Genomic DNA, 26249 nt, shown 5'->3' with positions numbered 1-26249 from the left:
CAATCGGTACGAAGGTGGGTAGCTTGGCGCGATCAGTCCGCGGCGGGCTCCAGCTTGGGGGACGTTGTGGGCGCGGTTGATTCCGCCGTGGCCCCCATCCGTCCTCCAGGCATCCAGATCATGACCACGGCCGCCGCGATCAGCGACGAGACGATCCCGATGGTGAAGGTCGCCGAGGTGGCGATGGAGAAGGCGGTGTGGATGGCGCCCACGATGGCCGGGATGAAGGGCTCTACCTGGGCCTGGAACGTGGGTGGGACCTGGGCCAGGATGGCGGCCCCCAGGTCGCCCACGCCGGACAGCTGGTTCAGCGACTCGGCTCCGCCGGCCGCGAACTGATCGGCAAAGGCGGCTGGCACGCCCACTGCCTCCATCTGGTTCGGGATCTGTTCCAGCAGCACCGACCCGAAGATTGATCCGGTGACGGCAAGGCCTACGGTGCCGCCCACTTGCTGGAACAGGGTCACGCTGGAGGTCCCGGCGCCCAGCTCGTGGACGGGCACGTTGTTCTGGACCACCAGGGTGAAGATCGCGAAGGCGGGACCGATGCCCAAGCCGGTGATCCCCATCCACAGCCACAGCAGGGGCAATGGCGTGTCGGGCCGAATGTTGGTCAGCAGGAACAGGCCGCCGGCCAGGACGAGCAGCGAGCCGAAGATGATGGGCTTGTATCGGCCGGTGCGGGCCACGATCTGTCCCGACGTGATGGCCGCCACGATGAGCCCGCCCAGGAGAGGCAGGATCTGGTAGCCGGACTCGGTGGGCGAGCTGCCGTTCACGACCTGGAACCAGCGCGGCAGGAAGACGACGGCCGCGAAGAAGCCGACCGCGGCAAAGAACATGGCCAGCACGCTGGAGCGGAAGGCCGGGATCCGGAACATGTGGAGCGGCACGATGGGGTCCTTGGCCCGCGACTCGGCCCAGATGAAGGCCACCGTCATGACCAGGCCCAGCGCGATCAGGCCGCCCACGTCCGGATCGGTCCAGTCGCCGAACTGCTTCTGGGTGAAGCCGATGAGGATGGGCACCAGGGCCGCCACCAGGAGCGACGCGCCCAGGTAGTCGATGTTGCGGGTCGCGTTCGGGTCGCGGACGGTGGGCAGGATGCGCCAGACGACGAACAGCACCACGGCGCCCAGGGGGATGTTCACGAAGAAGATCCAGTGCCAGCTGATGTTTTCGGTGATGAGACCCCCAAGGGCCGGACCGATGAGGAACGCGATCCCGAACATGGCGCCGAAGAAGCCCTGGTACTTGCCGCGCTCCGAGGGCGCAAAGATGTCGCCGATGATGGCCAGCGCGACCGGGAACAGCGCCCCGGCGCCGAGGCCCTGGAGGCCACGGAAGGCGATGAACTGCCACATCTCCTGCGAGATGCCGCACAGGAACGACCCGAGCAGGAAGACGCTGACCCCGATCACGAAGATCGGTCGCCGCCCGAAGATATCGGAGAGTTTCCCGTAGATGGGGCCGCTGACCGTGGCGGTCAGCAGGTACGCGGTGAAGGGCCAGATGTAGACGTCGTTGCCGTTCAGCTCGGTGACGATGGTGGGCAGGGCGGTGCCCACGATCGTGTTGTCCAGGGCGGCCAGGAACATGCCCAGCATGACGACCAGGAGGATCTCCATCCGCTCCCGATGAGGCAGCTCGATGGGGGCTTTGTCGTAGTCGGGGATGGCAGAGGCCGGGGCGGCGGAGGCAGCAGTCATGCTCGGTGGTTTCTCCCGTGGGTTGGCCGTTATGGCGCGAATGCCCGCAATGCGCGGGGACTGCCGAGTCTAGGCCAATTCCCCGACGGGCGCCCAAGCGAGGTTTGGAAGGCCATGTGCTACCATGTGCGTCATGGCCGATCTGCCCAGAGTTGGAATCCGCGAACTCCGCCAGAACCTATCGGTATACGTCAAGAAGATCCGCGAGGAGGGCCGGGCCTACGAAGTGACCGAGCACGGGCACCCGGTCGCACGGTTGACGCCCTTGCCGACTGAGCCGATGTCGGTGCTCGATCGCCTAGTCGCCGAGGGCAGAGCCACGCGGGCGACCGGCGACCTCCTGGACATCAGGCCGCTGCCGCGCCTGCCCGGGAAGCAGCTGTCCGAGATCCTCCAGGAGATGCGGGATGAGGAGCCGTGGTAGCGGGGGATGCGTGTTACCTGGACGCCTCCGCCCTGGTGAAGCTGGTTGTCACAGAGGCGGAGACGCGGGCGCTGCGAGGGCTTATCGGCACATATCAGCGCCGAGTCTCGAGCCGGCTGGCCGGCGTTGAGCTTGCTCGGGCGATCTCCCGGCGCGGTATTCGGGCCGAGAGGTCGGTCGCCAGGCTCCTGCGTGACGTCGACCTCGTGGATATCGGGGAAGACATCCTGCTCGAGGCTGCCCGGGTTGGCCCGCCAAGTCTGCGGACGCTGGACGCCATCCACCTGGCGACGGCGCTGGCTGTGCGCGATGACCTGGCAGCGGTGGTGAGCTACGACCGCCGCCTGGCCGAGGCGGCGCTGGCCGCCGGGCTACCGGTCGTGTCGCCGACCTGATCGGCCACGGGAGCGTCAGGCGGAGGCGGGGATCAGGACCTGGGTCTGGCACCAGGCGTACAGGGCGTCATAGACCGGGAGCTCGAGCTCCAGCTGACGTTCATCGGTCAAGTCCAGCAGGGCAAAGCCATGGGAAATGGCGATCAGGCCGGCCGACTCGCGGGTGGTGTCGATGCCCTTGTCGATATCAGCGCCGTGGACGATGGGAGCCATGATCTCGAGAGCGGGATCGGTCAGCTGGTAGTCCGCGATCAGGACCTCGAACGAGCACAGGCCCTCGCGGTGGGTGTACTTGGCGCCCGGCGCGTCGAAGCTGATGGCGCCCTCGCGCTCCGCCGTGGCGAGGACCTCGGCGTCGGGGACGTACAGGATCTCGGCGTCAGGGTCGATGAACTTGCGGATCAGCCATGGGCAGGCGATCCGGTCTGTCTTGGGGTGTTCGCGGGTGACCCACTTCACGTGCGTTCCTCCTGAGTGGTCTCGTGCATTTCTTATCGGTTCAATGATCGGTCCTTTGCCTTGACCGGTGAGTGCCGGCGGCGCAGTCTGCGACCGATGCGGCCGAGTACCTGGGTCCTGCTGGCGGTCGATATCGGCATCAAGGTTGGCTTGGTCGCCTGGTTCGTGCCGCCACGTTCCGAGCCGGGCGAGTAAAGCGATGGCACCGGACAAGCCCCAAAACCAGTGGACCGACGAGGAATGGAGTCGCCACGTTCTGGGGGTCGGATTTGGCCTCCAATATGGCCGCAGGTTCTTCCGCAGCCTGCCGAACTCACCGCGCTGCAAGGCGTGCGCCTCTCCGTTCGCCCCTCCCTTCGGGCCGCTGATGCGGTTGATTGGCAAGGGCCCTTTCCCGGGGAATCCCAAATACTGCTCGGGGTGTTTCAAACAGATGCTCGAGCATCGGGCCGGCGCCGAGGTCGAGTGCAGCATGCTGTTCGCCGACGTCCGCGGATCAACGTCGATGGCCGAATCGATGACGCCAACCGAGTTCCGGGCCTTGATGGACCGATTCTTCGCGACGGCCGCCGACGTACTGGTGGATCACGACGCGATCGTCGACAAGTTCGTGGGCGATGAGGTGATCGGGTTGTTCATTCCGGCCCTGACCGGCGAGCTCCACGCGCGCAGGGCCATCGAGGCGGGGCAGTCCCTGCTCGCCGCCACGGGGAGCGACACTCCACACCCGTGGGTACCGGTCGGGGCCGGGGTCAACACGGGGGTCGCGTTCGTCGGCGCCGTTGGCGAGGGGTCGCAGGTCGAGTTCACGGCACTGGGCGATCCGGTCAACGTCGCGGCCCGGTTGGCATCGGCGGCCGGGCCGGGTGAGCTGCTGGTCACGGCCGCTGCGGCGGCCTCGGCGCATCTGGCGGATGTCGGACTGGAGCATCGGTCGCTGGCGCTGAAGGGGAAGTCCGAGCCGACCGACGTGGTTGTGCTGGGGCCGTCGTGATGATGGGCCAAGGCGGTCCGGGCGACGAAGAGCGCCGCGCCAGCGACGAGCAGCAGAGCCGCGGGCTCCTGAGCGGGACGGTGAGTCCATTCCGCCATCTGCGCCGGTTCTGGGGCAGGTTGCCGAGTCAACCCCGCTGCAAGTCGTGCACCCGGCCGTTCGGCGGGGTGGGTGGCGCGGTGATGCGGGGCATTGGCCTGGGGCCTTGGCCGATGAATCCCAAGTACTGCACAGGATGCTTCCGATCCATCTCGAAGCATCGATCAGGCGCGGAGATCGAGTGCAGCCTGCTGTTCGTCGACGTGCGGGAATCGACGCCGCTGGCCGAGTCGCTCGGCCCGGCCCAGTTCCGGGCCCTGATGGACCGATTCTTCCAGACCGCCTCCGAGGTGCTCATCGAGCGCGATGCGATCGTGGACAAGTTGAAGGGCGATGAGGTGTTCGCGATCTTCGTCCCAGCCCTGGCGGGGGAGCAGCATGCCCTGCGGGCGATCGAGGCGGGGCGCAAGTTGCTTTCGGTGACCGGCAATGACACGCCGCATCCCTGGCTGCCGGTGGGCGGCGGAGTCAACACCGGCGTGGCCTACGTCGGCACGGTGGGCGAAGGCGACATGGTGGAGATGACCGCACTCGGTGATCCGGTCAACGTGGCGGCTCGCCTGGCGTCCGCGGCTGGGGCGGGAGAGCTGCTGGTGACCAGCAGTGCGGTTGCGGCCGCGCACCTGCGCGAGGAGGGGCTGGAGCATCGGTCGTTGGCGTTGAAGGGGAAGACCGAGCGGACTGACGTGGTGGTGCTGGGCCCGTCCTAGACGCCAAGGGTAGCGATAGCAGTTCTGCTATCAGACTGGTATCATCGGTCGATGAAGAGCGCGCGACTCATTCGGGAGGCACGGCGGAGCGCCGGTTTCAGTCAGCGAGAGCTTGCATCGCGGGCAGGCATGCCTCAATCGACGGTGGGGCGGATCGAGGCCGGACACCTGGGTCCTCGATGGTCGACCGTGGAGGCTCTCCTGCGAGCCTCGGGGATGACGTTCGAGCTCTCTCCGGCGGGCGGGGCAGGGATTGACCGCTCTCAGATTCGCGAGCTGCTGCGGCTCACACCACTTGAACGGGCTCAATTGGCCGTAGCCGACGCGGCGGGATTGGCGCGCGCGGTGGACGGCCGGAGGCGCTGAGTGGCGGCGGTCGGAGGCGTTGAGTGACCGGCCCGGACCGCCCAATCCCGACTGCGTTTGATCCGCTTCGTGCGCTCGAGACGCTTGACCGCCACGGGGTGCGATTCGTGGTCATCGGCGCATTCGCGGGCCGCCTGTTGGGTTCGCCGAGTCTCACCCGCGATCTGGACATCTGCTATGCCCGCGACCGTGCCAATCTCGAGGCGCTGGCCACGGCCCTCCAGGAACTTCATGCGCGGCTGCGAGGGGTCAACGAGGCCGTTCCCTTCCAGCTGGACGCGCGAACATTGGCAAACGGCGACTCGTTCACCTTCATGACCGATGCCGGAGATCTCGACATTCTCGGGACACCCAGCGGGACGACGGGTTACGACGAGCTGGCACGGACGGCCGAGGAGACGGACCTGGGCGGGATTCGAGTCCGAATTGCCTCGATCGACTCGCTGATCCGAATGAAACGAGCCGCGGGCCGGCCGAAGGACCTGATCGAAGTTGAGGTCCTGTCCGCGCTGCGGGACGAGTTGGATCAGACCACCTGATTCCGAGCGCGGTCAGTTCAGCGCGAACGATCCTGTGAGGATCTCGCCGGCCGGCTCGTACGTACCGATCACGACTCCAGTGGTGGAGACCTTGCTGTCGACGAGCTTCAGCCCGGAGGGGATGGTGCCGTCCGAGAACAGGCGTTTTCCCGAACCGATGACGAGAGGGAAGACCCACAGGCGGTACTGGTCGACAAGGTTGTGGCGCAAGAGCGTCTGGATCAGATTCCCGCTGCCATGCACCTGCAGCTCTGGCCCATCTTCCTTTTTGAGCGCCGCGATCCCTTCGGCCGCGTCTCCCTCGATCAGGACTGACTTGCTCCACTCCAGCGTGGGGTGACTCCGCGTCGCGACGTACTTGGTGGCGTCGTTCAATGGCTTGGCGCCGGCTTCGTCTGTGGCGTGCGGCCAATATGCGGCGAAGATGTCGTAGGTCTTGCGTCCGAGAACGAGGTCGAACGGCGCGCTCATCGCCTCGCCCATGACCTGTTCCATCTGCTCGTCCCAATAGTTAACCGACCAGCCACCGTGCGCGAAGCCGCCGCTGTCGTCCTCTCCAGGTCCGCCCGGGGCCTGCATGACCCCGTCGAGGGTTAGGAAGGTGCTCACGATCAGCTTTCTCATCTCTCGTGTCCTTTTCGATCGGATCCCCGGCTTGTGTGGCTCAACCTGGTCGAGCGGTGGTTCAGGGAACTGATAGCAGATACGCTATCAATGCCCGCACCTGGGACATAACGAAAGACCCCGACTGCTTTCGGTCCTTTCGGACCTCCAGCCTCCGGAGCCTCTCTACTCCTCTGATGGTTTCCCACCAGAGCAGATGTGCATCATAGCACAACCCCACAGACGTGTCCAATGCGTTCCTGACGCCCGATGGGACCCGCGTCCGATACGATCCCAGCATGCCTCCAGCCCTCCCCGAACACTTCTGCTGCGACGAGGACCTCGAGCTGATCGGCTGCGACGGCCGCGATGCCCAGGCCCAACTGGAGGAGTGGCAGGAGCTCGGGACCTCCGAGAGCACGCAGGCCTTGCTGGACGCGGTGCTGGCCGAGGGTGTGGAGGGCGCGAGGCTGCTGAACGTAGGGGCGGGCATCGGGATCGTCCACCTGGAGCTGCTGGCGGCCGGGGCGGCTTCCGCGGTTGACGTTGACGCGTCGCGCGAATACCTGGCCGTGGCCCAGGCCGAGGCGGAACGTCGGGGCGTGGCGGATCGGGTCCAGCACCAATACGGGGACGTGGTGGAGCTGGCGGACGGGCTGCCTGACGCCGACATCGTGACCCTCGACCATGTGCTTTGCTGCTACCCCTACGTGGATCGGCTCCTGCAGGCGGCGGTCCGACCGGGCACGCGGCTGGTGGCCCTGAGCTACCCGGTGGATGCCTGGTGGATGCGCGCGTTCATGCGCGTGAATAACGTCGGCTGGGCGGTGCAGCGCAGGCCCGACCGCTGGTACATCCATCGCCGCACCAAGGTCGACCGGCTCATGCACCAGGCCGGTTTCCGGGAGCACCAATGGAGCCGGGTGGGCCAATGGCAGGTGGTCCTGTATCGCCGCGAGGAGGCGGCATGACGCGTCCGTTGAAAGTGGGGGTGCAGCTCCCCGAGGTCGAGTGGGTGCCGCGCTGGGCGGACTTGCGCGAGATGGCGCGCGCGGCGGAGGACATCGGCCTGGACTCGATCTGGGTGGGCGACCACCTCCTGTACCGATACGAAGACCAGCCCGCCCGCGGACCGTGGGAGGCGTGGACCCAGCTGGCGGCCATCGCCGCCGTCACCGAGCGCATTGAACTGGGCCCCCTGGTAGCGGCCACCTCGTTCCACAACCCCGCCATGCTGGCCAAGAAGGCCGCCACCCTGGACGAGATCTCGGGCGGGCGCCTGATCCTGGGCCTGGGCGCAGGCTGGAACGAGGCCGAGTACCTGGCCTACGGGTATCCCTTCGATCATCGGGTCAGCCGCTTCGAGGAAGCCTTCACCATCATTCGGACCCTCCTCCATGATGGCCGATGCGACTTTGCGGGGGATTACTACCGGATTACCGATGCCGAGCTCTTGCCGCGTGGGCCGCGTCTCGAGGGCCCGCCGCTCATGGTGGGCTCGATCGGGGAGCGGATGCTGGCCATCACCCTCCCGCACGTGCAGTCCTGGAACGCATGGTTCAGCTGGTTCGGTAACTCGCCCGAGGGGTATCGGCCGATTCGTGACCAGGTGGACGCCGCGTGCCGGGCGGCCGGTCGCGACCCGGCGACGTTGGAGCGGACGGTCGCCGTGCTGGTGGCCTTGCCCGGCGCGCGGGGCGGACCCCAGGGCAACCCGGACCGTCCCACCGCGGAAGCCATCTCCGGGGAGCCGGCGGTGCTCGCGGCGGCGCTGCGCGCCTTCGCGGACGAGGGGATTGGCCACGTCCAGCTGGTCCTCGATCCGATCACCGCGGACAGCATCCGCGCCCTCGCCCCCAGTCTCGCCCTGCTGGACGCCTAGGTCAGGCGGTTCTCGTCAGGCGCGAGCCGCCTCCGGTTCGGCCTCGGCGCTCGCGTCAATCGGAAGGCACTCCGGAAGGCTGGACGCCGAAGAGCGTCGCGGCCGGATCTTCAGGAAAGCGCCGACGTAGACGCCGCCCAGGATCACCGCGCCGCCAAGCAGGAACGACGGCGTGATTTGTTCGCCGAGGAGCACGGCGCCCAGGGTCACCGTTACAAGCGGCATCACGAGCGTCATGTACGAAACCGCGGAGGCCGTCCAACGCTGCAGGGTGAAGACGTACAACGCGAAGAGGGCCACCGTGCCCAGTACGACTACATAGCCGACGGCGGCCCACGTCGCGGCCTGGATTGGCAGCGCCCGTGGCTCGCCAGCCACCCACGACAGGACGAAAAGCGGCAGGGCGGCGACCAAAATGGCCACGGCGTTGGTGGCAAACGGGTCGCTGCGTGGGATCCACTTGACGATGATCCCTGCTTCCGCAATAGCCACGGCCGCCAGTATGCAGAGCAGCAGCGGTAGCAGCGCCACGTCCGCGCTGAGCTGGTCGACGAAGACGACGCCGATCCCCACCAGCGCGATCAGCGCTCCGAGCAGCCCCTGGACGTGGAATCGCTCCTGACCCTGAGCGATGGCCAGGCCGAACGTGAACAACGGCGTGAGCGCGATCAGCACCATGCCGGTGCCGACCGGCACTCCCTGGTGCAGCGCGACGTACGCAAAGGCATTGCCGGCCGCGGGGCCGACCACTCCGTACAGGGCGGCCCCCCACAGGCTCCGACCACGCGGCAGGGGCCTTCGCATGGCTGCAACCAGCACCAGCATCAGGAAGCCTGCGGCCGCGAAGCGCATCGCCGCTCCCCAGAACGGTGCGAGTTCCTGGACAGTCACCTTGACGGCGATCGCGTTGGCGCCACCGATCAGGACCAAGCCCAGGAAGGCGAGGAGCGTGACCCGGTCGGGGTGGGCTGCTACCGGCGGCGAATCGGACACCGTCGCGCAACTGTAGCCTTCTGCTGACCGCGCGGCGGCTTTATTGGAGTGTGCTAGTATCGGCGCATACTCTTGCACACTTGGACGGATATGGCGCTGGCGAGAACGAACTTGACGCTGCCCGTGGAGCTGCTCCGGGAGGTGGACGAGCTGGCCGGCCCGCGGGGGCGGAGCCGGTACGTGGCGGAGGCCGTCGCGTACCGGGTGAAGCGAGATCGACTTGGCAAGGCCATCCGCGAGACGGCTGGGATCATGGTCGGCAAGCCGGGCTGGATGAGCCCCGATGAGGTTCTCCAGTGGGTCCGCGATCTGCGCGAGGAGGAGACGGACTGAATGCGGTACCTCCTCGACACAACTCTCATCGTGGATCACGCCCATGGATTCCCGCCGGCCATGGCCCTGCTGGCGAAGCTGTACGAGGACGGCGGCGAGTTCTACACCTGCGACGTCGTGACATGCGAGGCCTTGTCGGGCGGGACCGACGACCACTTGGCGGCCGTTTCCGCAGTCCTCCAACCCTTGGAGTTCGTCTCGACATCGCCTGACGCTGCCCGGTGGGCGGGGGCATCTCGCCTGGCGCGACACCGCGCCGATGGGAAGCAAGGACTTGGTGACGCACTTATCGCCGCCGTTGCCGCCAGCCTGGGTGCGACCGTGGTCACCCGGAATCGAGCCGATTTCGAGCGGCAGGGCGTATCGGTCCTGTCGTACTAGTCCATGCGGGTATGCTCGGCTGCGTGGGCAACGCGGGCGGCGTCGGCGGGCAGGCGGAGAGGGTCCCCGTGGGTCGCGGCGTGATCGAGGCCCAAGCGTTGACCAGCGCGTCCGGCGACCACGCCATCCTCCTCAGCCAGGCCGATATGCCCCGCGTCCTCCTCCTGGCCGAGCCGGGGTCGGTGGAGAGCACCGGCCGGGAGCGGGTCGTGGTCATGCCGTTCGACGAGGACGTTGAGACCCGGGTCGACGGCGACGCGCTGGCCACCTGGATCGCGGCTCCGTATGACGTGCCGGTGCCCGCCGGCGAGGGCCGCATCCCAGTCTGGGCCAGCGGTTTTGGGTTCGCGGTCGTCATCCTGGGGATCGTGCTGATGGTCATCGGCAGCGCGGTCGTGTTCAGCTGGCTGCTGGACCTGGTGGCGGCGTGACCCTTCAGGCGGCGGGATGACCATCCAACTGCCGGAGTCCGGGCTGATGGCGATGCGGATCGGTCTCGAGTTCGGTGGTGCGGAGGCCTTCGTCGACAGCCTCGAGCGGGCCGTGACCGACGGCGGGGCGGGCGGGGCCAGCGTCGTGGCGCTCCTCGATCGGGGCGACCTGGGGATCCACATTCCGCATCGGGACGGCCCCGCCTGGAACGTGGTGCCGATCCTCCACCTGCACCCCGGGGAGCAGCCCACCGAGGCTGACTGGGCACGGGCCAACGCCATCCTGGAGCGCCTCGAGCGCTACCGCTAGGTGCGCGGTTAGTGCGCTCCTAGAACAGGATCACGCCGTTGGCCGGCGGGAGCTCCCCGGCTGCCATAGCTGTGAGGAGACGCCGGCCGCTCCTCGGAAAGTCCACCAGGACCGTCCCCGCTTCCCGTAGCGCGCGCCGGTTAGCTCGGGTCGCTTGGACGACCACGACCAGGCGTTCCAGCTCCGCGTCGCGCTTCTTCAGGTTGGCCGCCCGGAGTTGAGCCTGGACATCCGCGAGTCGGGTGTAGAACTCCAGACCGATTCGCCCGCCGGCCACCGTCAGCACCGCGTCCAGTGCCCGCTGATTGCCAGCGCGCGGGATCGGGACCTCGAAGGCCCAGCTCCCCGGCTCACCCACCTGCTCACGGAAACGCCGAATCAATGCCACCTGCCCCGCATCCCGTATCGCCTCGCCCTCGGGGTAAAGCCTAATCCGAGCCCGCAGGCCTACCACCGCGGCATGTCTGGCTAAGAGGATCGGCGGTATTCCCCGATATCCGCGCTCGTTGCGAAGAACCGTCGGGTGTGACACCCCCAGCACCGATGCCACGGCCTGCGCGGTCAGGCCCGCACGTCGTCTCGCGTGGCGAAGCTCGCCCGCGGCGTCATCCAGGTCGCGGCCCATCCACCACGTCGCGCGTGCCAACCGTTGCTCCCGGTTTGCCACGGGCCGATGGTGGTTCGGCCGGCTTAACTGTTGGTGACCGCCCCGTTGTCCATCACATGTACGGATCGGCCACATTTCCTTGCGGTCCTATTAGAAATCGGTCCCGCGGGCCCAGTTTTGGTTGATTACGGTCACCCTGTGTACAAAACCGACGCCTTCAGGGCTCGCAACGGGGCAGCGCTCCGATTTCTTGGCCGATGTGTACATGTCATGTACATCCGCCCGACGCAGCGCCCTTGACCGTCAGGGCTGGGCGGCGAGGGCGGAGGCGAGGGCGGCGGAGATGATGGAGATGGCCTGATCCACTTCCCCTTCGGTGGTCACGAGGGGCGGGATGATGCGGACGACCTGGCCCCAAGTGCCGCAGGACAGGAGCAGGAGCCGATGAATGAGCGCCTCGGTGAGGACCGCCTTGGCCAGGTCGGGGCGGGGGGCGAGGGTCTCGGGATCTGCGAACTCGATGCCGACCATCAGGCCGCGGCCGCGAACCTCCGCCACCTGGGGATGGCCGGCGGCGGCGTTGCGCAGGCCGTTGAGGAGCCGATGGCCGAGCGTTTCGGCTCGGGCGACCAGGCCCTCGTCCTCGAACACGTCGAGGGTCGCGAGGGCCGCCGCGCAGGACACCGCGTTGCCGCCGTACGTCCCGCCGTGGCCACCGGGCGGGAACTTGGCCAGCAGGTCGCTGGGAGCGAGGATCCCCGACAGTGGCATGCCCGACGCAATGCCCTTGGCCATGACCACGATGTCGGGCCGGATGCCACTCCACTCGGTGGCGAAGAATCGGCCCGTGCGTCCGTAGCCGGACTGCACCTCGTCGACGATGAGCAGGATCCCGTGGCGGTCGGCCAGCTCCCGCAGGGCGGGGAGGAAGCTGTCGGGTGGGACCACGTACCCGCCCTCCCCGAGCACCGGCTCGACCAGGAACGCGGCCACGTCCTCCGGATACACCAGCGTGGCGAACAGCTCGTCCAGCTGCGCCATCGTCCAGGCCAACGCCGCCTCCTCGGACTGCCCGGTCGGGTTGCGCAACGGATACGGGTACGGCGCGAAATAGGCGCTGGCCAGCAGCGGCTCGTAATGACCGCGGTTCTTGATCGCGGACGAGGTGAGCGACATCGTTCCGTGAGTCCGGCCGTGGAACCCGCCCCGGAACGCCACGATCGCCGGCCGATGGGTCGCGATCTTGGCCAGCTTGACCGCCGCCTCGATGGCCTCCGCGCCGGAGTTCGACAGGAACAGACCGATGTCGCCGCGGGCCTCGTCTTCCCGCCCTGGCGCCGCGTCCCCTCGCGCCTCCGGGAAGTAGCGCGGCAACCGCTCGTGTAGCTCCAGCCCGGGCTTGTGATACAGGATGTTCTGCTGGGCGTGGATGATCTTCCCGGCCTGCTCGGCGATGGCCGCCGCCACCCGGGGATGGGCGTGCCCGGTGTTCGTGACGCCGATCCCGCACGTGTAGTCCAGGTACCGATCCCCATCGTGGGTGACAACCCACGACCCCTCCCCGCGGTCCACGACGAGCTCCGTGTAGCGCGCCCACACGGCAGGGATGCCGGCTCGGCGCGCAAGCCATACGGCGGAGTCCTCAGCGCGCTCGTCGAGCATCGGTCCTGCGGCGGCTTCAGTCGTCATCGGTCAGTCTCCATGCCAAAAGCCTACCGCTAGCGGCCGACGAGGGTGACGGGGCCGACCTCCTCGCGACGGCCCTGGCGACGGCCGGCCCAGGTCTGGACCGCGATGAACACGAACGCAGTCAACAGGATCAGTGTCCCAAGAACGTTGACCTCGGGTGGTATCCCGATACGGCTGGCCGAGTAGACCCACAGCGGGAACGTTACGGAGTGGCCGGCGTTGAAGAGGGTGATGACGTAGTCGTCGATGGACAGGGCGAAGGCCAGCAGGGCGGCGGCCAGGATGCCGGGGAAGATGATCGGGAAGGTGACCTTGCGGAAGGTCGTGGGGCCATTGGCGTAGAGATCCATGCCGGCCTCTTCGAGGGATCGGTCAAAGCCCGCCAGCCTGGCCCGGATGGTTACCACCACGAAGCTGATGTTGAACACGATGTGGCTGACCAGGATGGTCACAAAGCCGCGCTCCACTCCAAATGAGACCCACAGGGTGAGGAGCGAGGCGCCGAGGATGATCTCGGGCGCAGTGATGGGTATGAAGATGAGCAGGTTGCTGGCGCGCGCCCCGCGGAACTCGTACCGCGTGAGGGCCAGGCCCATCATCGTGCCCGCAGTGGTCGCCAAGATCGTGGAGACCATGGCGATCTGGAGGCTCAGGATCAGCGGGTCGGTGATGTCGGGGCGGTTCCACAAGGTCAGGTAGTTCTCGAAGGTAAACCCCTGCCAGGTGATGTTCTGACGCCCCGCCGGGTCGTTGAAGCTGAACGCGATCATGACCGCGATGGGCGCGAAAAGGAACCCCACCACCAGGGCGGTGAACGCCGGCAGTGCCAGGGCGGAGAGGCGTGACCCGATCGTCATCGGCGTATGGTCATCCGCAGCGTCACCCGCGTCGCGATCCGTGTCGTCACCCGCGTCGCGATCCGCGTGGTCACCCGCGGGTCAACCGCTCGGTGCCCACCGCCCGGGTGTACACCGCCACCAACAGCAAGACCCCCACCACCAGCACGAACGCGAGGGCCGCCGCCGTGGGGTAGTCGTTGGCGTTGATGAACCGGAACTGAATGAGATTCCCGATCATGATCGCATCGGGGTTCGCCGCTCCGATGACATCGGCGTTGATGAAGTCGCCCACCGCTGGAATGAAGGTCAGCAGGGAGCCGGCTACCACCCCGGGCAGGGATAGGATGAAAGTCACCCGCCAGAACGCCTGGGAGCGGCTGGCGTATAGGTCGGTGGCGGCCTCCACCAGACGCCGGTCGATCTTCTCAAGGGCGACGTACAGGGGCAGGATCATGAACGGCAGGAAGTTGTAGGTCAGCCCGAAGATCACCGATGCCGGAGTGGCCAAGAAGTGGAAGGCGGGGTCCAGCAGCCCCAGCTCCTTCAGCGTCCCGAAGACGATCCCGTTGTCGGACAAGATCATCCGCCAGTTCAAGGTCCGGATCACAAAACTGACGAAGAACGGCAGGACCACGATGAGCAGCAGTGCGTTCTTGAATCGCCCGCCACGGAAGGCGATCGTGTAGGCCATCGGGTAGCCGATGAGAAAGGCGATCAAGGTGGTCGCCAGGGCGTAGCCGATGGACCGCACAAACAGGTCGCCGTACTCGGCAATGACCGCTGGGTAGATCCCGAAGTTCCAGGTCATCTGGAAGCCGGAGGTGAGCGAGCCCTCCTCCAGCGAGACGATGAACATGTAACCCATTGGGATGGCGAAGAACAGGAGCAGCCACCCCGTTCCCGGAGCCATGAGGGCATACGGGACCCAGGCGCGCCGGCGCTTCATCGGCTCAAGCGGGGGCGCGACGTCTCAAGCTCACGTTCCGGGTCTCGGCTCGGCGACTCAGGCGATGGCGAGCCGATGTTTGCCGATCAGCGCCGCACCGCTTCCCAGAGATCGCTCCACTCGGCGTCTTCCTCTTCGGTGAGCTGCTTGTATGGGTACGTGTTATCGATCTGGTCGGCGCTCGGCGCGACCGTGGCGGCCGTGGCCTCCAGCTGGCCCGCCGTCTCTTCGTCACCTGCGTCGCGGGCCGCCTGGGCGTCGGCGTCGATCCGCTCCCTCACCCCCGCCACCCCGGTGCGGTAGCCGACGTACTCGGACACCGCGGTCGCCGCATCCAGGCCGTAGTAGTAATCCATGAGCTGGAGCGTCTGGTCCATTTTGGTAGTCGAGCCCTTGGGGATGCACAGGTTGTCGTTCCAGCGAACGCCGCCCTCTGCGGGGACATAGAACTGCACGTCGGGGTTGTCGTAGAGCGCGATCTGGTTGACGTCGCCCGACCATGCCACGCAGGCCACCAAGTCGCCGGCGGAGAGGGCGTCGTAGTACTCGTTGCCGTAGTAGCCGCGGAACTGGTCCCGCTCGTTGGCGTCCAACAGCTTTTGCACCGCCGCCTGTGCGTCGTCGATGGTTGCGTTCTCCGGTACGACCCCAAGGCTCAGCAGGGTCAGCCCGAGCATTTCGCGCATGTCCTTGAAGGCCCCCACGCGCCCGGCAAACTCGGGGTCGAAGAGGTCTTCGAAGGTCGTCAGCTCGCGGCCCGTGAGATTGGGGTCGTAGCCGACGCCGGTGATGCCGCCCTGCCACCACAGGCTGTACTTATTGTCTGGGTCGAACCATTGGCCAACCGCATAGTCGGCCGCGTTCTCCGACCAATTGGGCAACTTGCTGTGATCGATCTCCTCGAGGAACCCCAGGGCGCCCAGCCGGTCCACCACCCAGCCGCCGGGCGTGATGAGGTCCCAACCGGTCGAAATGTTGTTGGTCAGGTCGGGCAGTAGTGTCTGCATGAACTCGGCGTTGTCCGTGATCGCCTCCTGGTAGTTGACGCTGTTCCCGGTCTGGGCGATGAAAGCGTTGAGGGTGGGATAGGGCGTCGGGTCCGGGGCGATCTCCTCGTCGATGTCGATGTAGCAGCACCAGTTGGCCCATTCCAGGGTGACCCCATCGCTGCTGGGCGTGCAGGCGGCGATCAACGCCGGCAACGACAGCGCAGCGCCCAGGGCTATGCCACCCCGACCGGCCCGGCCCAGGAAGGCCCGCCGGCTGATCCGGTCATGGCGCATGGCCTGCAGAATGGCCATCTCGATCCGGCTGCGCTGCTCGTCAGACATCGAGGTCTCCTTCTTCCTCCGGGGCATGGGGGTCGCCGCCGACGTGCTCCGCCGGACCGGCAATCACAAAGGTGTGACGCGGCTGCCAGGTGAGCCGGACCTTCTGGCCATCGGCCAGGGCCTCGGCCACGCCGGCCGTTTCCAGGTTCTGGGCATACGCGGTCATGCGATGGCCATCGTGGGTCTGGACCAGGTACTGGGTGCTGACCCCGATGTAACTGGCGTCCAGGACGGTCCCCTCCACGGCGTTGAGGTCGGCGGCGGCGGCCTGGCCGTCGCCAGACTTCACCACCCGCAGCTTCTCGGGCCGGATGCCGAGACGGACCTGGCGCTGGCCGTCTTTGCCGGCCGGGGCCCGGATCACCGTCCCGTCGGACAGACGGATGGCGACCATCCCGCCCTCGTGGCCTGCCACCTCGCCCTCCAGCATGTTGGACACGCCCAGGAAACCGGCCACGAACGCGGTCTCGGGCCGTTCGTACAGGCTCTCCGGGTCGCCCAGCTGCTCGATTCGGCCGGCGCGCATGACCGCGATCCGGTCGGACATGGTCATGGCCTCGTCCTGGTCATGGGTCACGTAGATGAACGTGATCCCGACCTCGGTCTGGATCGACTTCAGCTCAATCTGCATCTGCTTGCGCAGCTTCAGGTCCAGCGCGCCGAGTGGCTCGTCCAGCAGAAGTACCTGCGGGTGATTGATGAGGGCCCGGGCCAGGGCGACCCGCTGCTGCTGGCCGCCGGACAGCATGGTCGGCTTGCGCTGCTCAAAGCCGGGCAGCTCCACCAGCTCCAGCATCTTGCCCACCTGGGTCTTGATCTCCCCGTCGGACACCTTGCGGCGGCGCAGGCCGAAGGCCACGTTCTCGTAGATATTCAGGTGCGGGAAGAGGGCGTAGTTCTGGAAGACGGTGTTGACGTTGCGCTTGAACGGCGGGAGGCCGGTGACGTCCTGGTCGCCGAGATAGACGGTCCCGCTGGTCGGTTCCTCGAAGCCACCGATCATGCGCAGGGTGGTGGTCTTGCCGCAGCCCGAGGGGCCGAGCAGGGAGAAGAACTCTCCCCGCCAGATATCGAGCGAGAGGTCGTCAACCGCGACCGTCTCGTTGAACTGCTTGGTGACCCGCTCCAGGCGGACGTCGACCTCGGGCAATCCCGGCACCCTCCAGCGTCCGGGCAGTATAGGTCGCAGGGCAACATTCCCGGAAGGCACGCCGAGTGGGCGCTGATAGACTCGCCGGACCCATGGATTTCGCGTTGTCTGCGGCCCACGAGGACATCCGGCGCACCGTCCGCGACTTCGCCGAGCGGCGAATCGGTCCGCAGGCGGACGAGATGGAGGTCCGCGGCGAGTTCCCCGACCAGCTCATCCGCGAGGCGGCCGACCTGGGCCTGCTGGGCGTGCCTTACTCGACCGAGATGGGCGGCACCGGCCTGGACTCGCTCGCCTACGCGATCACGATCGAGGAGCTGGCCCGGGTTTCGGGCAGCGTGGCGATCATCGTGTCGGCTCACACGTCGCTGGGCGCTGGCCCGGTGGCGATGGCCGGCACCCCGGAGCAGCAGGAACGGTTCCTGCGCCCGCTGGCTAGTGGGCAGAAGCTCGGCGCCTACGGGCTGACCGAGCCGGGGGCCGGGAGCGACTCGCGGGGGACGAAGACGCGGGCTCGCCGCGACGGCGACGAGTGGGTCATCGACGGGGCCAAGCAGTTCATCACTAACGCCGGGGTGGCGGATATCTACATCGTGGCGGCCGTGACGGAGGGCAGTCCTGAGGGCGGCGCCAAGGGCGGAGCTCAGGGAGGCCGGATCAGTGCCTTCATCGTCGAGAAGGGCACGCCCGGATTCACGTTCGGCCGGCTGTTGGAGAAGCTGGGCCTCCACGCCTCGGCCACCGGGGAGCTGGTGTTCGAGAACTGCCGCATCCCCGCCACCAACCTGCTGGGCGCCGAGGGCGAGGGCGACAAGCTGTTCCTGAAGACCCTGGACGGTGGCCGGATCGGGATCGGCGCCATGGCCCTGGGCCTGGCCCAGGCGGCCCTGGAGGCCGCATCGGCGTATGCCAAGGAGCGCGAGCAATTCGGGCGGCCCATCGCCTCGTTCCAGGGCGTGGCGTTCCAGATCGCCGACATGGCGACCGAGATCGACGCCGCGCGCCTACTGGTGTACCGCGCCGCGTGGCTCAAGGATGCTGGCAAGCCGTACAGCACCGAGGCCGCCATGGCCAAGCTGTACGCCTCGGAGGTGGCGGCCCGGGCGACGAACGCCGCCATCCAGGTGCATGGCGGATATGGGTACGTGCGCGAGTACCGCGTCGAGCGCTACCTGCGCGACGCGAAGCTGACCGAGATCGGGGAGGGGACGAGCGAGATCCAGCGCCTCGTCATCGCCCGCAACCTGCTCGGCATCCGGGCCATGTGAAACCCATGGCCGTGCGAGCGGCCGGGCCGCGGTTCGGAACCGATTCGCCCGCGGCGGCCTGGCGACCCTCTCCTGCGTATCTCGAACGCAGCCGGCTGCGCCGGTTTCTGACCGATGTCGGCTGCGCCGACCTGGAGGACCTTCAGGCGAGGGCGGAGGCCGATCCAGCCTGGTTCTGGTCGGCGGCGGTGGCTGACCTCGGGATCCGCTTCGATCCGGAGCCTGAGGCTGTGCTCGATGTGTCAAGGGGGCCGGAGTGGGCCCGCTGGTGGGTGGGCGCCGGGTTCAACTACGTGGCCACGGCGGTGGACGATTCGGGCGCCGCGCGTCCGGACGAGGTCGCGCTGGTCTGGGAAGGGGAGGACGGCGTGGTTCGACGCTTCTCCCGCGGGGAGCTGCGGGCCGAGGTGGACCGCGCGGCACGGGCCATGGCGACCCTGGGGGTGGGCCGCGGTGACAGGGTAGGGATCTTCCTGCCCATGATCCCCGAGGCGGTGATCGCAGTCCTGGCCGTCGGGAAGCTGGGGGCCGTCTACACGCCCATCTTTTCGGGGTACGGCGCGCCGGCCGTCGCCAGCCGGCTGGCGGACTGCGAGGCGCGGCTGCTGGTCACCGCCGACGGGTTCTGGCGGCGCGGGAAGCCCGTGGCCATGAAGGCGGTGGCCGATGCAGCGCTGGCCGAGGCGCCATCGGTGGAGCGCTGCCTGGTCGTGCGTCGGCTGGGTGACGCCGCCGGGGAGGTGGCGTGGACGGCGGACCGTGACGTGGCCTGGAACGAGGCGCTGGCGGCGGCCGGCGACGAGCCGCTGGCATCGGTCAAAACCGACGCGAACGATCCGTTCCTGGTGATCTACACCTCGGGCACCACGGGGAAACCCAAGGGCGCGGTCCACGTCCATGGCGGATTCCCGCTCAAGAGTGCCGTGGACCTGGCCCACTGCTTCGACCTCCAGACCGGCGACGTCCTGTTCTGGTTCACGGACATGGGCTGGATGATGGGCCCGTGGGCGGTCTGCGGTGCCCTGCTCCTGGGCGCGACCCTGCTTATCTACGAGGGGACACCGGACTTTCCCGGCCCGGATCGGTTGTGGGCGCTGATGGAGCGGCATCGGGTGACCCACCTGGGGATCGGCCCCACCGCGATCCGGGCCCTCATGACCCACGGGTCGGAGCCGGTGCGGGCCCATGACCTGTCGTCGCTGTTTGTGCTGGGTTCCACCGGCGAGCCATGGAACCCCGACCCGTGGTGGTGGCTGCACCGCGCCGTGGGCGGGGAGCGGCTGCCGATCATCAACTACTCGGGCGGGACGGAGATCAGCGGCGGGATCGTGGGCTGCACCACGATGACCCCCATCGCCCCGTGCTCGTTCGCCGGTCCGTGCCCCGGCATGGCGGCCGACGTGGTGGACGCTGAGGGGCATCCGGTCCGCGGCGAGGTGGGGGAGCTGGTGATCCGCCAACCGTGGCCGGGGATGACCCAGGGTTTCTGGCGCGACCCGGATCGGTACCTGGAGGCCTACTGGCGGCGCCTGCCGGGAGTGTGGGTCCACGGCGACTGGGCGCGCATCGACCCCGACGGCTTCTGGTACATCAGCGGCCGCTCGGACGACACGATCAAGGTGGCCGGCAAGCGGATCGGTCCGGCCGAGGTGGAATCGGCGGCGGTGGCGCACCCTGTGGTGGTGGAGGCCCTGGCGGTGGGGGTGCCGGACGAGGTCAAGGGCGAGGCGATCGTGGTGTTCGCGGTTGTGCGGGCAAGTGCCGATCCGGATGGGCCGCTAGCCGCGGCGGTTGGAGAGACGGTTGTCGATCGGCTGGGCAAATCCTTCCGCCCCGCCGCCGTGCATCTGGTTCCGGCGCTCCCCAAGACGCGAAACGGCAAGATCCTGCGCCGCGTGGCGCGCGCCGCGTACCTGGGCCTGGATGCGGGCGACGTCTCGGCGCTCGAGGACCCCACCACCCTGGAGCCGATCCGCGCCCTCCGCGGCTGACGGGTTCATGCGCGCGCATCGACACCTAGCCCGGGCGGTATTCGGCTTCGCCATGCTGCTCGGCCTCCTGGCCGCGCCCGCGCCGGCGGCCGCGATCGACCCCATCCCGGGCACGCCACTACCAGCCGAGCCCGAAGCGGTCGCCCTGCCATTCGTCACCGACGCCATCACGTTCGATCTCGACGGCGACGGCACGCGCGAGCTCGTGCTGGTGACCGGTTCGCAGGCCGATCCGGGACTGGCAGCGCTCCAGGCCTGGTACCTGGACGATGTGGAGCTGGGTGCGTCGGCGGCCGAGCACGGAAACGCCGTCCCGCTTCGACGGTCCGCGAGCGGTGATGAGCTGCTGACGGGGGTGGGCCGCGCCCGAATCGACAAGGACGGGATGATCGCGGTCGAGTTGGATGATCCGGCCAAGCTTGTTCGTGCAAATCGGGACGGGCGCGAGATCCTGCTGGTCGCGACTTTGGGCCCGGACGCAACGTTCGGTGACCCGTGCTGCCTGACCATTTGGGAGGTCGTCGACATCGACCGCGCCCTGGAGCTCCGGCTTGTGGCCGACACCCAGCGCTACGGCGCCCAGCTGATTGCGGCCGACATGGACGCCGATGGCACCGATGAGCTGCTGGTCACCGAAGGACCGCTCGTCGACTCGAGCGAAGTCCTCGACGTCAGCCTGCTGCGCTGGAACGGCGCCAAATACGAACGCACCGGGTTCACGATCCCGGGCATCTCCAGCTGTTGCGCAACGATCACGGACGCGGGGGAGACGGATGGCGTCCCGGGCGCAGAGGTGCTGCTGGCGGGGCCGCTGATCGGACCGGAGGGGGCCATCTCGGCCGGTCTGCACCGCGTGAGTCTCCGAGGGGGGGCGCCTATTCTCGAACGTGCGGCTATCGGCGAGCTGTTCGCGGCGCGGGCGCTCTCCCTGGACTGGGGACCGGCCGTCGTGACCAGCACGGAATTCTCGACGCTGACACTGTGGTCATGGCCCCGCGACGGTGAGGCCGAGCGCCGGGTCGCGCGCACGAGCGGTGGAGTGGCAGCCGCGGTGTTCGGCACGGGATCCGAGACGCGGATCATTGTGCGCACCGGCGATCCACCATCGTCGGTGAACGTGCTCCCCGGTGATCTTGGCGGCGGGGCGGGTCCGTCGACGGCGTTCGGGAGTGACACGCGCCCCGGCGCCTTTGCCGCAACAGTGCAGGGCACCGGCGCCGCCTTGTTGATGCCGTTCTTCGGCGCGATCCCCGGCGGTCTGCCCGGGAACCGCGAGGTGTACGTGTTCGGCGGACGGCTCGTCCGACCGGCCTCAGATCCGGACCTCTTGGCCGAGGTGGCGTCCCTGGCACTGCTGCCCGGGCTCAAGCCGGTCGGTACGGTCGGCCCCGGCGGCGGATGGATGGCGCTCCTGTTCGAGTCCTCCGAATTCACCGTCCTCGACGTTCGCGCGCCGGCGGTCGCGCTGCTGAGCGCCCGGTCGCCGGTGGAGACCCGACTCGTTGCAACCTCCTCGCTCATGGAACCCGAGGCCAACGGGGGCCACCTGACCCCCGGCTTTGCGGGCGTGGCGCCCGACCCGGAGCATCCGAGTGGGCTGATCGTGGGCAACGAAGCGGCGTCCGCCGAGATCACCGGTCCGCCCGGCACGTACGTGTGGTGGGTGTCGCGCGGGGATTCCGGCCAAACGACCATCGGAGCGGATGGGGTCGCCCAGATCCGTCTGCTCGAGGCGGCAGGCCCCAACGCGCCCAACGGCTCGGGCACCACGGCCAGCATCTGGCTGGTGACACCCGTCGGTCACGGGTACTACGGCACCTGGCGCATTCGGGTGTTCCGAGAGGCCCCCTCACTGGCCTTCACCGCGGACGATGTCCTGGTGGACTTCAGCCCAACCGTGTCAGGTCGGACGGTCTCCGGCGCCACCGTCACGGTCAACGGCCAACCCGTCGACGTGACGGAGAACGGGTCATTCGAGGCATCGGTGGACGCGGGCCTCCTGCCCACCGATGTCCGGGTGGTGGCCCTGGACCCCGTCGGCAACCGGTCCGAGCGGGTGGTCAGCGTGGTCTGGCCGCTTGACTACCGGCGCCTCCCGTTCGTGCCCATGGCCGTGCTTTTGACCATCGCGGCGGCCGCCGTCCTCTTCCTGCGCCGGCCCGACACGGGGCCCAGCCGACGGTCGCCGGACGACGGAGCCACCTTCGAGGAGATCGGCGGCTAGACTCGGGCCATGCCCCTGGTGCGCCCGCTGCGCGGGCTCGGCTATGCACTGGATCGGTTCGGCAGCGGCGAGATCCCGGCCCGGGTTCGACGACCGGGCGAGGGAGCAGCGTCCCCCGGACGCGTTGCGGACCTGACCGATCTGGTCTGCCCTCCGTATGACGTCATCAACGACTCCCAGCGCGCGGCGTTGCTGGCGCGCCACCCGCGCAACGCGGTCCGCCTGGAGCTCAGCGCGGAGGCGGCCCCGCACCGGGCGGCCGCCGAGGCATTGGCGGCCTGGCAGGCGGACGGGACGTTGAGCATTCGATCGCGGGCCGCGTTGTACGCGTACCGCTATCAGGCGGCCGACTCCGCGGAGTCGGCGGCGGTGCGCGGGATCCTGGCCCGCATCCGCCTGGAACCATGGGGGCCCGGCATTCGGCCTCATGAGCACACCCTGCCCGGCCCCAAGGAGGATCGACTGGGGCTGCTCCAGGCGACCCGGACTCAGCTCAGCCCGATCCTGGTGCTGTACGCGGACCGCTCGGCGCGCTATGCGCCGCTCATCGAACGGGCGGTCTTCGACGAGTGGCGGGCCCGCGACGGGGACGGGCTCTTGCATCGCACCGGTGTGATCGAGTCCGACCAGGGCCTCGCCGCGTACCTGTCCCGGAGGCGACTGGTGGTCGCCGACGGGCACCATCGGTATGAGACTGCGCTGTCCTACCAGGCCGAGGTCCGATCCAGACCGATACCCGGCGCCGCCGCGCCGGGCGCCCTGGCGGCGGACTGGGTGATGGCGGTCCTGGTCAATGCCGCCCAGGAGCAGCTCGAGATCCGGCCCACCCATCGGCTCCTGCGCCGAGCCGATGCCGATCGGCTGCGCGACCTGGTGCAGGGCCCCGATCCACTGTTCCAGGCCGTGTCGGTGGCAGCCGAGCAGCTGGCCCAGCGGCTGGCGGACCTGCGCGATGCCACCGAAGCCGTGTTCGGGCTGGTCCTGCCCGACGGGGAGGGGTGGCTCCTGATCGGAGACGTGGATGCCGCGGCCGACCGGATGCGGCGCGAGCCGGTCAGCGCGCCGGCCCGCCGGCTCGACCTGGCGCTGCTGCATGCCGCGCTGCTCGGCGACCGGCTGGGCATCACCGAGGCGGACGTGGCCGGCGGGGAGACGCTCCTCTACACTAGGAGCGAGGCCGATGCCCGCGCCCGCGTTGCCCGCGGCGAGGTGGCGGCGGCGATCCTGGTGCGCCCCACCCGGCTGGAGGAATTGACCGCGGTGGCGGCTGCCGGGGACGTCATGCCGCAGAAGTCGACCTACTTCTATCCGAAGCTGCTGACCGGGATGGTCTTCTATCCGCTGGAGGGTTGAGTACACCGTGGTCCAGGCCATCAAGCGCGACGAGGTCTTCATCGAGCCCGAAGGGATCCACGTCGAGACCCATCAGCCCGAACGTCGCAGCCGCAAACCCCCACTTCTGCTGGTGCATGGCGTGCTCACCGGGTCATGGCTGTGGTCGAGTTTCGCGTCCTATTTCGCCGAACGCGGCTGGGAGGCGCATGCCCTGAACCTGCGCGGCCACTTCACCTCTGATCTGGCCGATCTGGAGGACACCCGGATGCGCGATTACGCCGATGACATCGGGATCGCGGCCCGCCAGCTGGGGCGTCCCCCGGTGCTGATCGGGTGGGGGATGGGGGCCCTGGCCGCGCTGCTGTACGCCCAGTCGCGCCCCGTGCTGGGCCTCGTCCTGCTGGCACCTTCCCCGCCGGCCGCGGCCCTCCCCCGACGCCCGGCCGACCATGAGCTGAAATCCGTCCCGGGCGTGTACGACGCCGCGTGGTGGGGCTGGCTGGCCCCCCTGGACGAGCTGCGAGCCTGGATGCCCGACATGACCGATGAGGAGCTGTCCAAGATGCAGGAGCTGCTGGCCGGCGCGCACGAGTCGGGGCGAGCCCGCCAGGAACGGATGCTGGGCGTGGCCATCGACCCGGGGCTGATCCGGATGCCGACGCTGGTCATCGGTGCCGGCCTGGACGACGTCATCCATCCGTCGGAGGCGCGTCGGACCGCCGACCTGCTGGGCGCGACCTACGAATACATCCCTGGGGCCAGCCATTTCGGGCTGGTCATGGGTTCCGAGACGTGGCCGGCGGTGGCCGCGTCCATCCTCGGCTGGTTGGAGGAGCGGCGCCACGGGATGATGGCCGCCAACGCCGACCTGGTGGGAGCGTCCCGCCGCTAGCCACCCGCCGCTAGCCACGCCCTCACCGCCCCACGACCAGGAGGACCACGATGGCGACGCAACAGGGCATGTACGGCCAGACACCGACTGGCCCGACAGACCCCGACGCATGGTTGGCGGCGCTGGATGACGTCCGCCGACCGCAGTTGGAGGAGCTGGATGCCCGGATCCGGAAGCTGGTACCCGGATTGCGCCGGTACGTCGACCGCGGATTCCTGAGCTACGGTCGCTATTCGTATCGGGGCAGGTCAGGCCGAACGGGCGATTGGATGTGCCTGGCCATCGCATCGAACAAGCAGTACATCTCGCTCTACGCGGGTCCCATCGGCCTGGAGCCGTTCGCCGCGCGGCTCGCCAAAGCGAACCTGGGCAGAGGCTGCATCCGCTTCAAGCGCCTGTCCGATGTCGATCTCGACGTAATCGACGAGGTGATCCGCGTCTCCGCCGCGACCGACGGCCAGACGATCACGTATTGAGCCGTGTAGGCGTCGCGTAACAGACCGGTCCCAGGCGCGACGCATGGTCGAGAGGATCACCTGGCCCCAGGCCCTCGCCTGGCGGATGCAGCGGCACCTCCTCGAACCGGTCGGTACGCGGTCTGTCGCGGAGGTGGTGCGCCGCCTGGGCGCTGTCCAGGCCCAGGTCGCCACGGCGGTCGAGCTGGCGGTCCGCGTCCGACGCCTGCAGTCGAGCCCGGGCGAGGTCGCCCGAGCCGCGACCTACGGCAGCTCGCCAGCCTCCATCATCCGCTTGAAGGCGGCCAGATCGACGTCCCACATCTGCCGGTACTTATGCGAGATCATCGGTCCGAGGAATCGCATCCCTCCGCTCAGCTGAATGTCGGAGGTCACGGTGATGTGCGTTCCATCCGCCTCCGGAACGAAGTCCAGGGCGACCTGGAACTTCACGCCCGACTCCTGGCCGGACATCACCTGGCGGCGGGGCGGGTCGTGCTCGATGACCTTGGCCTCGTTCTCGAACGGCTGGCCCATCACCGTTCCCGTGGCGCGGCGGACCGATCCAACGCCGTCCGGGGGCGGCGTGACCCACCACGACCTCTCGGTGGCCGACGCCCACTTGGTCGTGATGTTGGCATCGGTGATGGCCGCGAAGACCTGGTCGGATGGGCGGTTCACCGTGATCTGGCTCTGGACGCGCACGTGGGAAGTCCCTTCACTTGGGGCCTGGAAGGACCGTTGTTATACTCCCGCCGGCCCGTCCCAACAGGACGCGCGGCGCCGGGCCGCATTCGTCTAGAGGCCTAGGACACCGCCCTCTCAAGGCGGAGATCACCGGTTCGAATCCGGTATGCGGTACCAATCTCATCCCGGAGCCCCGATTCTGAGCGT

At 68.2% G+C, this 26249-nt stretch carries 28 protein-coding genes and 1 tRNA gene; 18 read left to right on the top strand and 11 right to left on the bottom strand.

All coding sequences use genetic code 11. The features are described from left to right. Positions 1-32 precede the first annotated feature (32 nt). Entirely contained in the window at positions 33-1709 is a 1677-nt protein-coding gene (locus tag AABM41_00185) for an MDR family MFS transporter (protein ID MEK6190720.1), read from the bottom strand. Between the two features lie 133 nt (positions 1710-1842). Here AABM41_00185 and AABM41_00180 point away from each other — a divergent pair, with 133 nt between their 5' ends. Further along, positions 1843-2133 (top strand): type II toxin-antitoxin system prevent-host-death family antitoxin, encoded by a 291-nt coding sequence (locus AABM41_00180; GenBank protein MEK6190719.1) that lies wholly within the window; start codon positions 1843-1845, stop codon positions 2131-2133. Then, positions 2127-2528, top strand: a complete 402-nt coding sequence (locus AABM41_00175) for a type II toxin-antitoxin system VapC family toxin (protein ID MEK6190718.1) — start codon at positions 2127-2129, stop codon at positions 2526-2528. The genes AABM41_00180 and AABM41_00175 overlap by 7 nt, the downstream gene beginning before the upstream one ends. 15 nt (positions 2529-2543) lie before the next feature. Here the strand turns inward: AABM41_00175 and AABM41_00170 are convergent, their stop codons facing one another. After that, positions 2544-2987: a chromate resistance protein ChrB domain-containing protein gene (locus AABM41_00170; GenBank protein MEK6190717.1), complete on the bottom strand. Its 444-nt coding sequence runs from the start codon at positions 2985-2987 to the stop codon at positions 2544-2546. A 433-nt stretch (positions 2988-3420) separates the two neighbouring features. Between AABM41_00170 and AABM41_00165 the strand changes: the two genes are divergently transcribed. The 3 genes from AABM41_00165 to AABM41_00155 all read left to right on the top strand — a co-directional run bounded on the left by AABM41_00165 (position 3421) and on the right by AABM41_00155 (position 5695). After that, entirely contained in the window at positions 3421-3981 is a 561-nt protein-coding gene (locus AABM41_00165; protein ID MEK6190716.1) for an adenylate/guanylate cyclase domain-containing protein, read from the top strand. After that, positions 3981-4790: an adenylate/guanylate cyclase domain-containing protein gene (locus tag AABM41_00160; protein MEK6190715.1), complete on the top strand. Its 810-nt coding sequence runs from the start codon at positions 3981-3983 to the stop codon at positions 4788-4790. The genes AABM41_00165 and AABM41_00160 overlap by 1 nt, the downstream gene beginning before the upstream one ends. Before the next feature lie 389 nt (positions 4791-5179). Then, positions 5180-5695, top strand: coding sequence for a hypothetical protein (locus tag AABM41_00155; GenBank protein MEK6190714.1), 516 nt, complete (start codon positions 5180-5182; stop codon positions 5693-5695). 12 nt (positions 5696-5707) lie between these two features. Here AABM41_00155 and AABM41_00150 read toward each other — a convergent pair whose 3' ends face one another. Then, the gene (locus AABM41_00150; GenBank protein ID MEK6190713.1) at positions 5708-6319 is read right to left on the bottom strand and encodes a dihydrofolate reductase family protein; all 612 of its coding nucleotides are present in this window, start codon (positions 6317-6319) and stop codon (positions 5708-5710) included. 278 nt (positions 6320-6597) lie between these two features. On the opposite strand from AABM41_00150, the gene AABM41_00145 reads away from it, so the two are divergent. Continuing rightward, complete coding sequence (locus tag AABM41_00145) at positions 6598-7269, top strand: methyltransferase domain-containing protein (protein MEK6190712.1); 672 nt, start codon at positions 6598-6600, stop codon at positions 7267-7269. Next, positions 7266-8180, top strand: coding sequence for an LLM class flavin-dependent oxidoreductase (locus AABM41_00140; protein MEK6190711.1), 915 nt, complete (start codon positions 7266-7268; stop codon positions 8178-8180). The genes AABM41_00145 and AABM41_00140 overlap by 4 nt, the downstream gene beginning before the upstream one ends. 15 nt (positions 8181-8195) lie before the next feature. Here the strand turns inward: AABM41_00140 and AABM41_00135 are convergent, their stop codons facing one another. Further along, a complete protein-coding gene (locus AABM41_00135; protein MEK6190710.1) occupies positions 8196-9173 on the bottom strand; it encodes an EamA family transporter in 978 nt (325 codons plus the stop codon). 90 nt (positions 9174-9263) lie between these two features. Here AABM41_00135 and AABM41_00130 point away from each other — a divergent pair, with 90 nt between their 5' ends. The 4 genes from AABM41_00130 to AABM41_00115 are packed head-to-tail and all read left to right on the top strand — an operon-like array spanning position 9264 to position 10628. Next, positions 9264-9506: a hypothetical protein gene (locus AABM41_00130; GenBank protein MEK6190709.1), complete on the top strand. Its 243-nt coding sequence runs from the start codon at positions 9264-9266 to the stop codon at positions 9504-9506. Next, positions 9507-9887, top strand: coding sequence for a type II toxin-antitoxin system VapC family toxin (locus AABM41_00125; GenBank protein MEK6190708.1), 381 nt, complete (start codon positions 9507-9509; stop codon positions 9885-9887). 23 nt (positions 9888-9910) lie between these two features. Further along, positions 9911-10318 (top strand): hypothetical protein, encoded by a 408-nt coding sequence (locus AABM41_00120; GenBank protein MEK6190707.1) that lies wholly within the window; start codon positions 9911-9913, stop codon positions 10316-10318. Between the two features lie 16 nt (positions 10319-10334). Next, positions 10335-10628 carry a hypothetical protein gene (locus AABM41_00115; GenBank protein MEK6190706.1) on the top strand — a complete coding sequence of 98 codons (294 nt, stop codon included), beginning with the start codon at positions 10335-10337 and terminating at the stop codon, positions 10626-10628. Between the two features lie 19 nt (positions 10629-10647). On the opposite strand, the gene AABM41_00110 is transcribed toward AABM41_00115, so the two are convergent. The 6 genes from AABM41_00110 to AABM41_00085 all read right to left on the bottom strand — a co-directional run bounded on the left by AABM41_00110 (position 10648) and on the right by AABM41_00085 (position 17199). Next, complete coding sequence (locus AABM41_00110) at positions 10648-11295, bottom strand: helix-turn-helix transcriptional regulator (GenBank protein MEK6190705.1); 648 nt, start codon at positions 11293-11295, stop codon at positions 10648-10650. A gap of 243 nt (positions 11296-11538) precedes the next feature. Then, positions 11539-12924, bottom strand: coding sequence for an aminotransferase class III-fold pyridoxal phosphate-dependent enzyme (locus AABM41_00105; protein ID MEK6190704.1), 1386 nt, complete (start codon positions 12922-12924; stop codon positions 11539-11541). Positions 12925-12953: 29 nt separating this feature from the next. After that, positions 12954-13781, bottom strand: coding sequence for an ABC transporter permease (locus AABM41_00100; GenBank protein MEK6190703.1), 828 nt, complete (start codon positions 13779-13781; stop codon positions 12954-12956). A gap of 70 nt (positions 13782-13851) precedes the next feature. Further along, a complete protein-coding gene (locus AABM41_00095) occupies positions 13852-14709 on the bottom strand; it encodes an ABC transporter permease (GenBank protein ID MEK6190702.1) in 858 nt (285 codons plus the stop codon). Between the two features lie 86 nt (positions 14710-14795). Continuing rightward, positions 14796-16040, bottom strand: a complete 1245-nt coding sequence (locus AABM41_00090) for a spermidine/putrescine ABC transporter substrate-binding protein (GenBank protein ID MEK6190701.1) — start codon at positions 16038-16040, stop codon at positions 14796-14798. Beyond that, the gene (locus AABM41_00085; GenBank protein MEK6190700.1) at positions 16033-17199 is read right to left on the bottom strand and encodes an ABC transporter ATP-binding protein; all 1167 of its coding nucleotides are present in this window, start codon (positions 17197-17199) and stop codon (positions 16033-16035) included. Before AABM41_00085 ends, AABM41_00090 begins: the two co-directional genes overlap by 8 nt. A gap of 83 nt (positions 17200-17282) precedes the next feature. Here AABM41_00085 and AABM41_00080 point away from each other — a divergent pair, with 83 nt between their 5' ends. From AABM41_00080 to AABM41_00055, 6 genes are read left to right on the top strand one after another with little or no spacing between them, the layout of a single operon-like run. Next, entirely contained in the window at positions 17283-18458 is a 1176-nt protein-coding gene (locus tag AABM41_00080; protein ID MEK6190699.1) for an acyl-CoA dehydrogenase family protein, read from the top strand. Positions 18459-18463: 5 nt separating this feature from the next. Further along, complete coding sequence (locus AABM41_00075) at positions 18464-20449, top strand: AMP-binding protein (protein ID MEK6190698.1); 1986 nt, start codon at positions 18464-18466, stop codon at positions 20447-20449. 7 nt (positions 20450-20456) lie between these two features. Continuing rightward, on the top strand, positions 20457-22673 hold the full coding sequence (locus tag AABM41_00070) for a hypothetical protein (protein MEK6190697.1): 2217 nt from the start codon (positions 20457-20459) through the stop codon (positions 22671-22673). 9 nt (positions 22674-22682) lie between these two features. Further along, entirely contained in the window at positions 22683-24026 is a 1344-nt protein-coding gene (locus AABM41_00065) for a DUF1015 domain-containing protein (GenBank protein ID MEK6190696.1), read from the top strand. Between the two features lie 7 nt (positions 24027-24033). Next, positions 24034-24900, top strand: coding sequence for an alpha/beta fold hydrolase (locus AABM41_00060; GenBank protein MEK6190695.1), 867 nt, complete (start codon positions 24034-24036; stop codon positions 24898-24900). Positions 24901-24950: 50 nt separating this feature from the next. Beyond that, on the top strand, positions 24951-25376 hold the full coding sequence (locus tag AABM41_00055; GenBank protein MEK6190694.1) for a DUF1801 domain-containing protein: 426 nt from the start codon (positions 24951-24953) through the stop codon (positions 25374-25376). A gap of 243 nt (positions 25377-25619) precedes the next feature. Here AABM41_00055 and AABM41_00050 read toward each other — a convergent pair whose 3' ends face one another. Beyond that, a complete protein-coding gene (locus AABM41_00050; protein MEK6190693.1) occupies positions 25620-26060 on the bottom strand; it encodes an SRPBCC family protein in 441 nt (146 codons plus the stop codon). Positions 26061-26142: 82 nt separating this feature from the next. Here AABM41_00050 and AABM41_00045 point away from each other — a divergent pair. Beyond that, positions 26143-26219, top strand: a tRNA-Glu gene (locus tag AABM41_00045). Positions 26220-26249 lie beyond the last annotated feature (30 nt).

This window comes from Chloroflexota bacterium (assembly GCA_038040195.1).
Lineage (GTDB): Bacteria > Chloroflexota > Limnocylindria > QHBO01 > QHBO01 > DASTEQ01.
This window is presented reverse-complemented; position numbering and strand designations above follow the sequence as displayed.

Coding starts and splice junctions, on each gene's coding strand:
- AABM41_00065 (MEK6190696.1), top strand. CDS start 22,683: ATGCCCCTGGTGCGCCCGCTGCGCGGGCTCGGCTATGCACTGGATCGG.
- AABM41_00055 (MEK6190694.1), top strand. CDS start 24,951: ATGGCGACGCAACAGGGCATGTACGGCCAGACACCGACTGGCCCGACA.
- AABM41_00080 (MEK6190699.1), top strand. CDS start 17,283: ATGGATTTCGCGTTGTCTGCGGCCCACGAGGACATCCGGCGCACCGTC.
- AABM41_00140 (MEK6190711.1), top strand. CDS start 7,266: ATGACGCGTCCGTTGAAAGTGGGGGTGCAGCTCCCCGAGGTCGAGTGG.
- AABM41_00185 (MEK6190720.1), bottom strand. CDS start 1,709: ATGACTGCTGCCTCCGCCGCCCCGGCCTCTGCCATCCCCGACTACGAC.
- AABM41_00090 (MEK6190701.1), bottom strand. CDS start 16,040: ATGTCTGACGAGCAGCGCAGCCGGATCGAGATGGCCATTCTGCAGGCC.
- AABM41_00095 (MEK6190702.1), bottom strand. CDS start 14,709: ATGAAGCGCCGGCGCGCCTGGGTCCCGTATGCCCTCATGGCTCCGGGA.
- AABM41_00180 (MEK6190719.1), top strand. CDS start 1,843: ATGGCCGATCTGCCCAGAGTTGGAATCCGCGAACTCCGCCAGAACCTA.
- AABM41_00070 (MEK6190697.1), top strand. CDS start 20,457: ATGCGCGCGCATCGACACCTAGCCCGGGCGGTATTCGGCTTCGCCATG.
- AABM41_00160 (MEK6190715.1), top strand. CDS start 3,981: ATGATGGGCCAAGGCGGTCCGGGCGACGAAGAGCGCCGCGCCAGCGAC.
- AABM41_00150 (MEK6190713.1), bottom strand. CDS start 6,319: ATGAGAAAGCTGATCGTGAGCACCTTCCTAACCCTCGACGGGGTCATG.
- AABM41_00075 (MEK6190698.1), top strand. CDS start 18,464: ATGGCCGTGCGAGCGGCCGGGCCGCGGTTCGGAACCGATTCGCCCGCG.
- AABM41_00130 (MEK6190709.1), top strand. CDS start 9,264: ATGGCGCTGGCGAGAACGAACTTGACGCTGCCCGTGGAGCTGCTCCGG.
- AABM41_00125 (MEK6190708.1), top strand. CDS start 9,507: ATGCGGTACCTCCTCGACACAACTCTCATCGTGGATCACGCCCATGGA.
- AABM41_00115 (MEK6190706.1), top strand. CDS start 10,335: ATGACCATCCAACTGCCGGAGTCCGGGCTGATGGCGATGCGGATCGGT.
- AABM41_00105 (MEK6190704.1), bottom strand. CDS start 12,924: ATGACGACTGAAGCCGCCGCAGGACCGATGCTCGACGAGCGCGCTGAG.
- AABM41_00100 (MEK6190703.1), bottom strand. CDS start 13,781: ATGACGATCGGGTCACGCCTCTCCGCCCTGGCACTGCCGGCGTTCACC.
- AABM41_00165 (MEK6190716.1), top strand. CDS start 3,421: ATGCTCGAGCATCGGGCCGGCGCCGAGGTCGAGTGCAGCATGCTGTTC.
- AABM41_00145 (MEK6190712.1), top strand. CDS start 6,598: ATGCCTCCAGCCCTCCCCGAACACTTCTGCTGCGACGAGGACCTCGAG.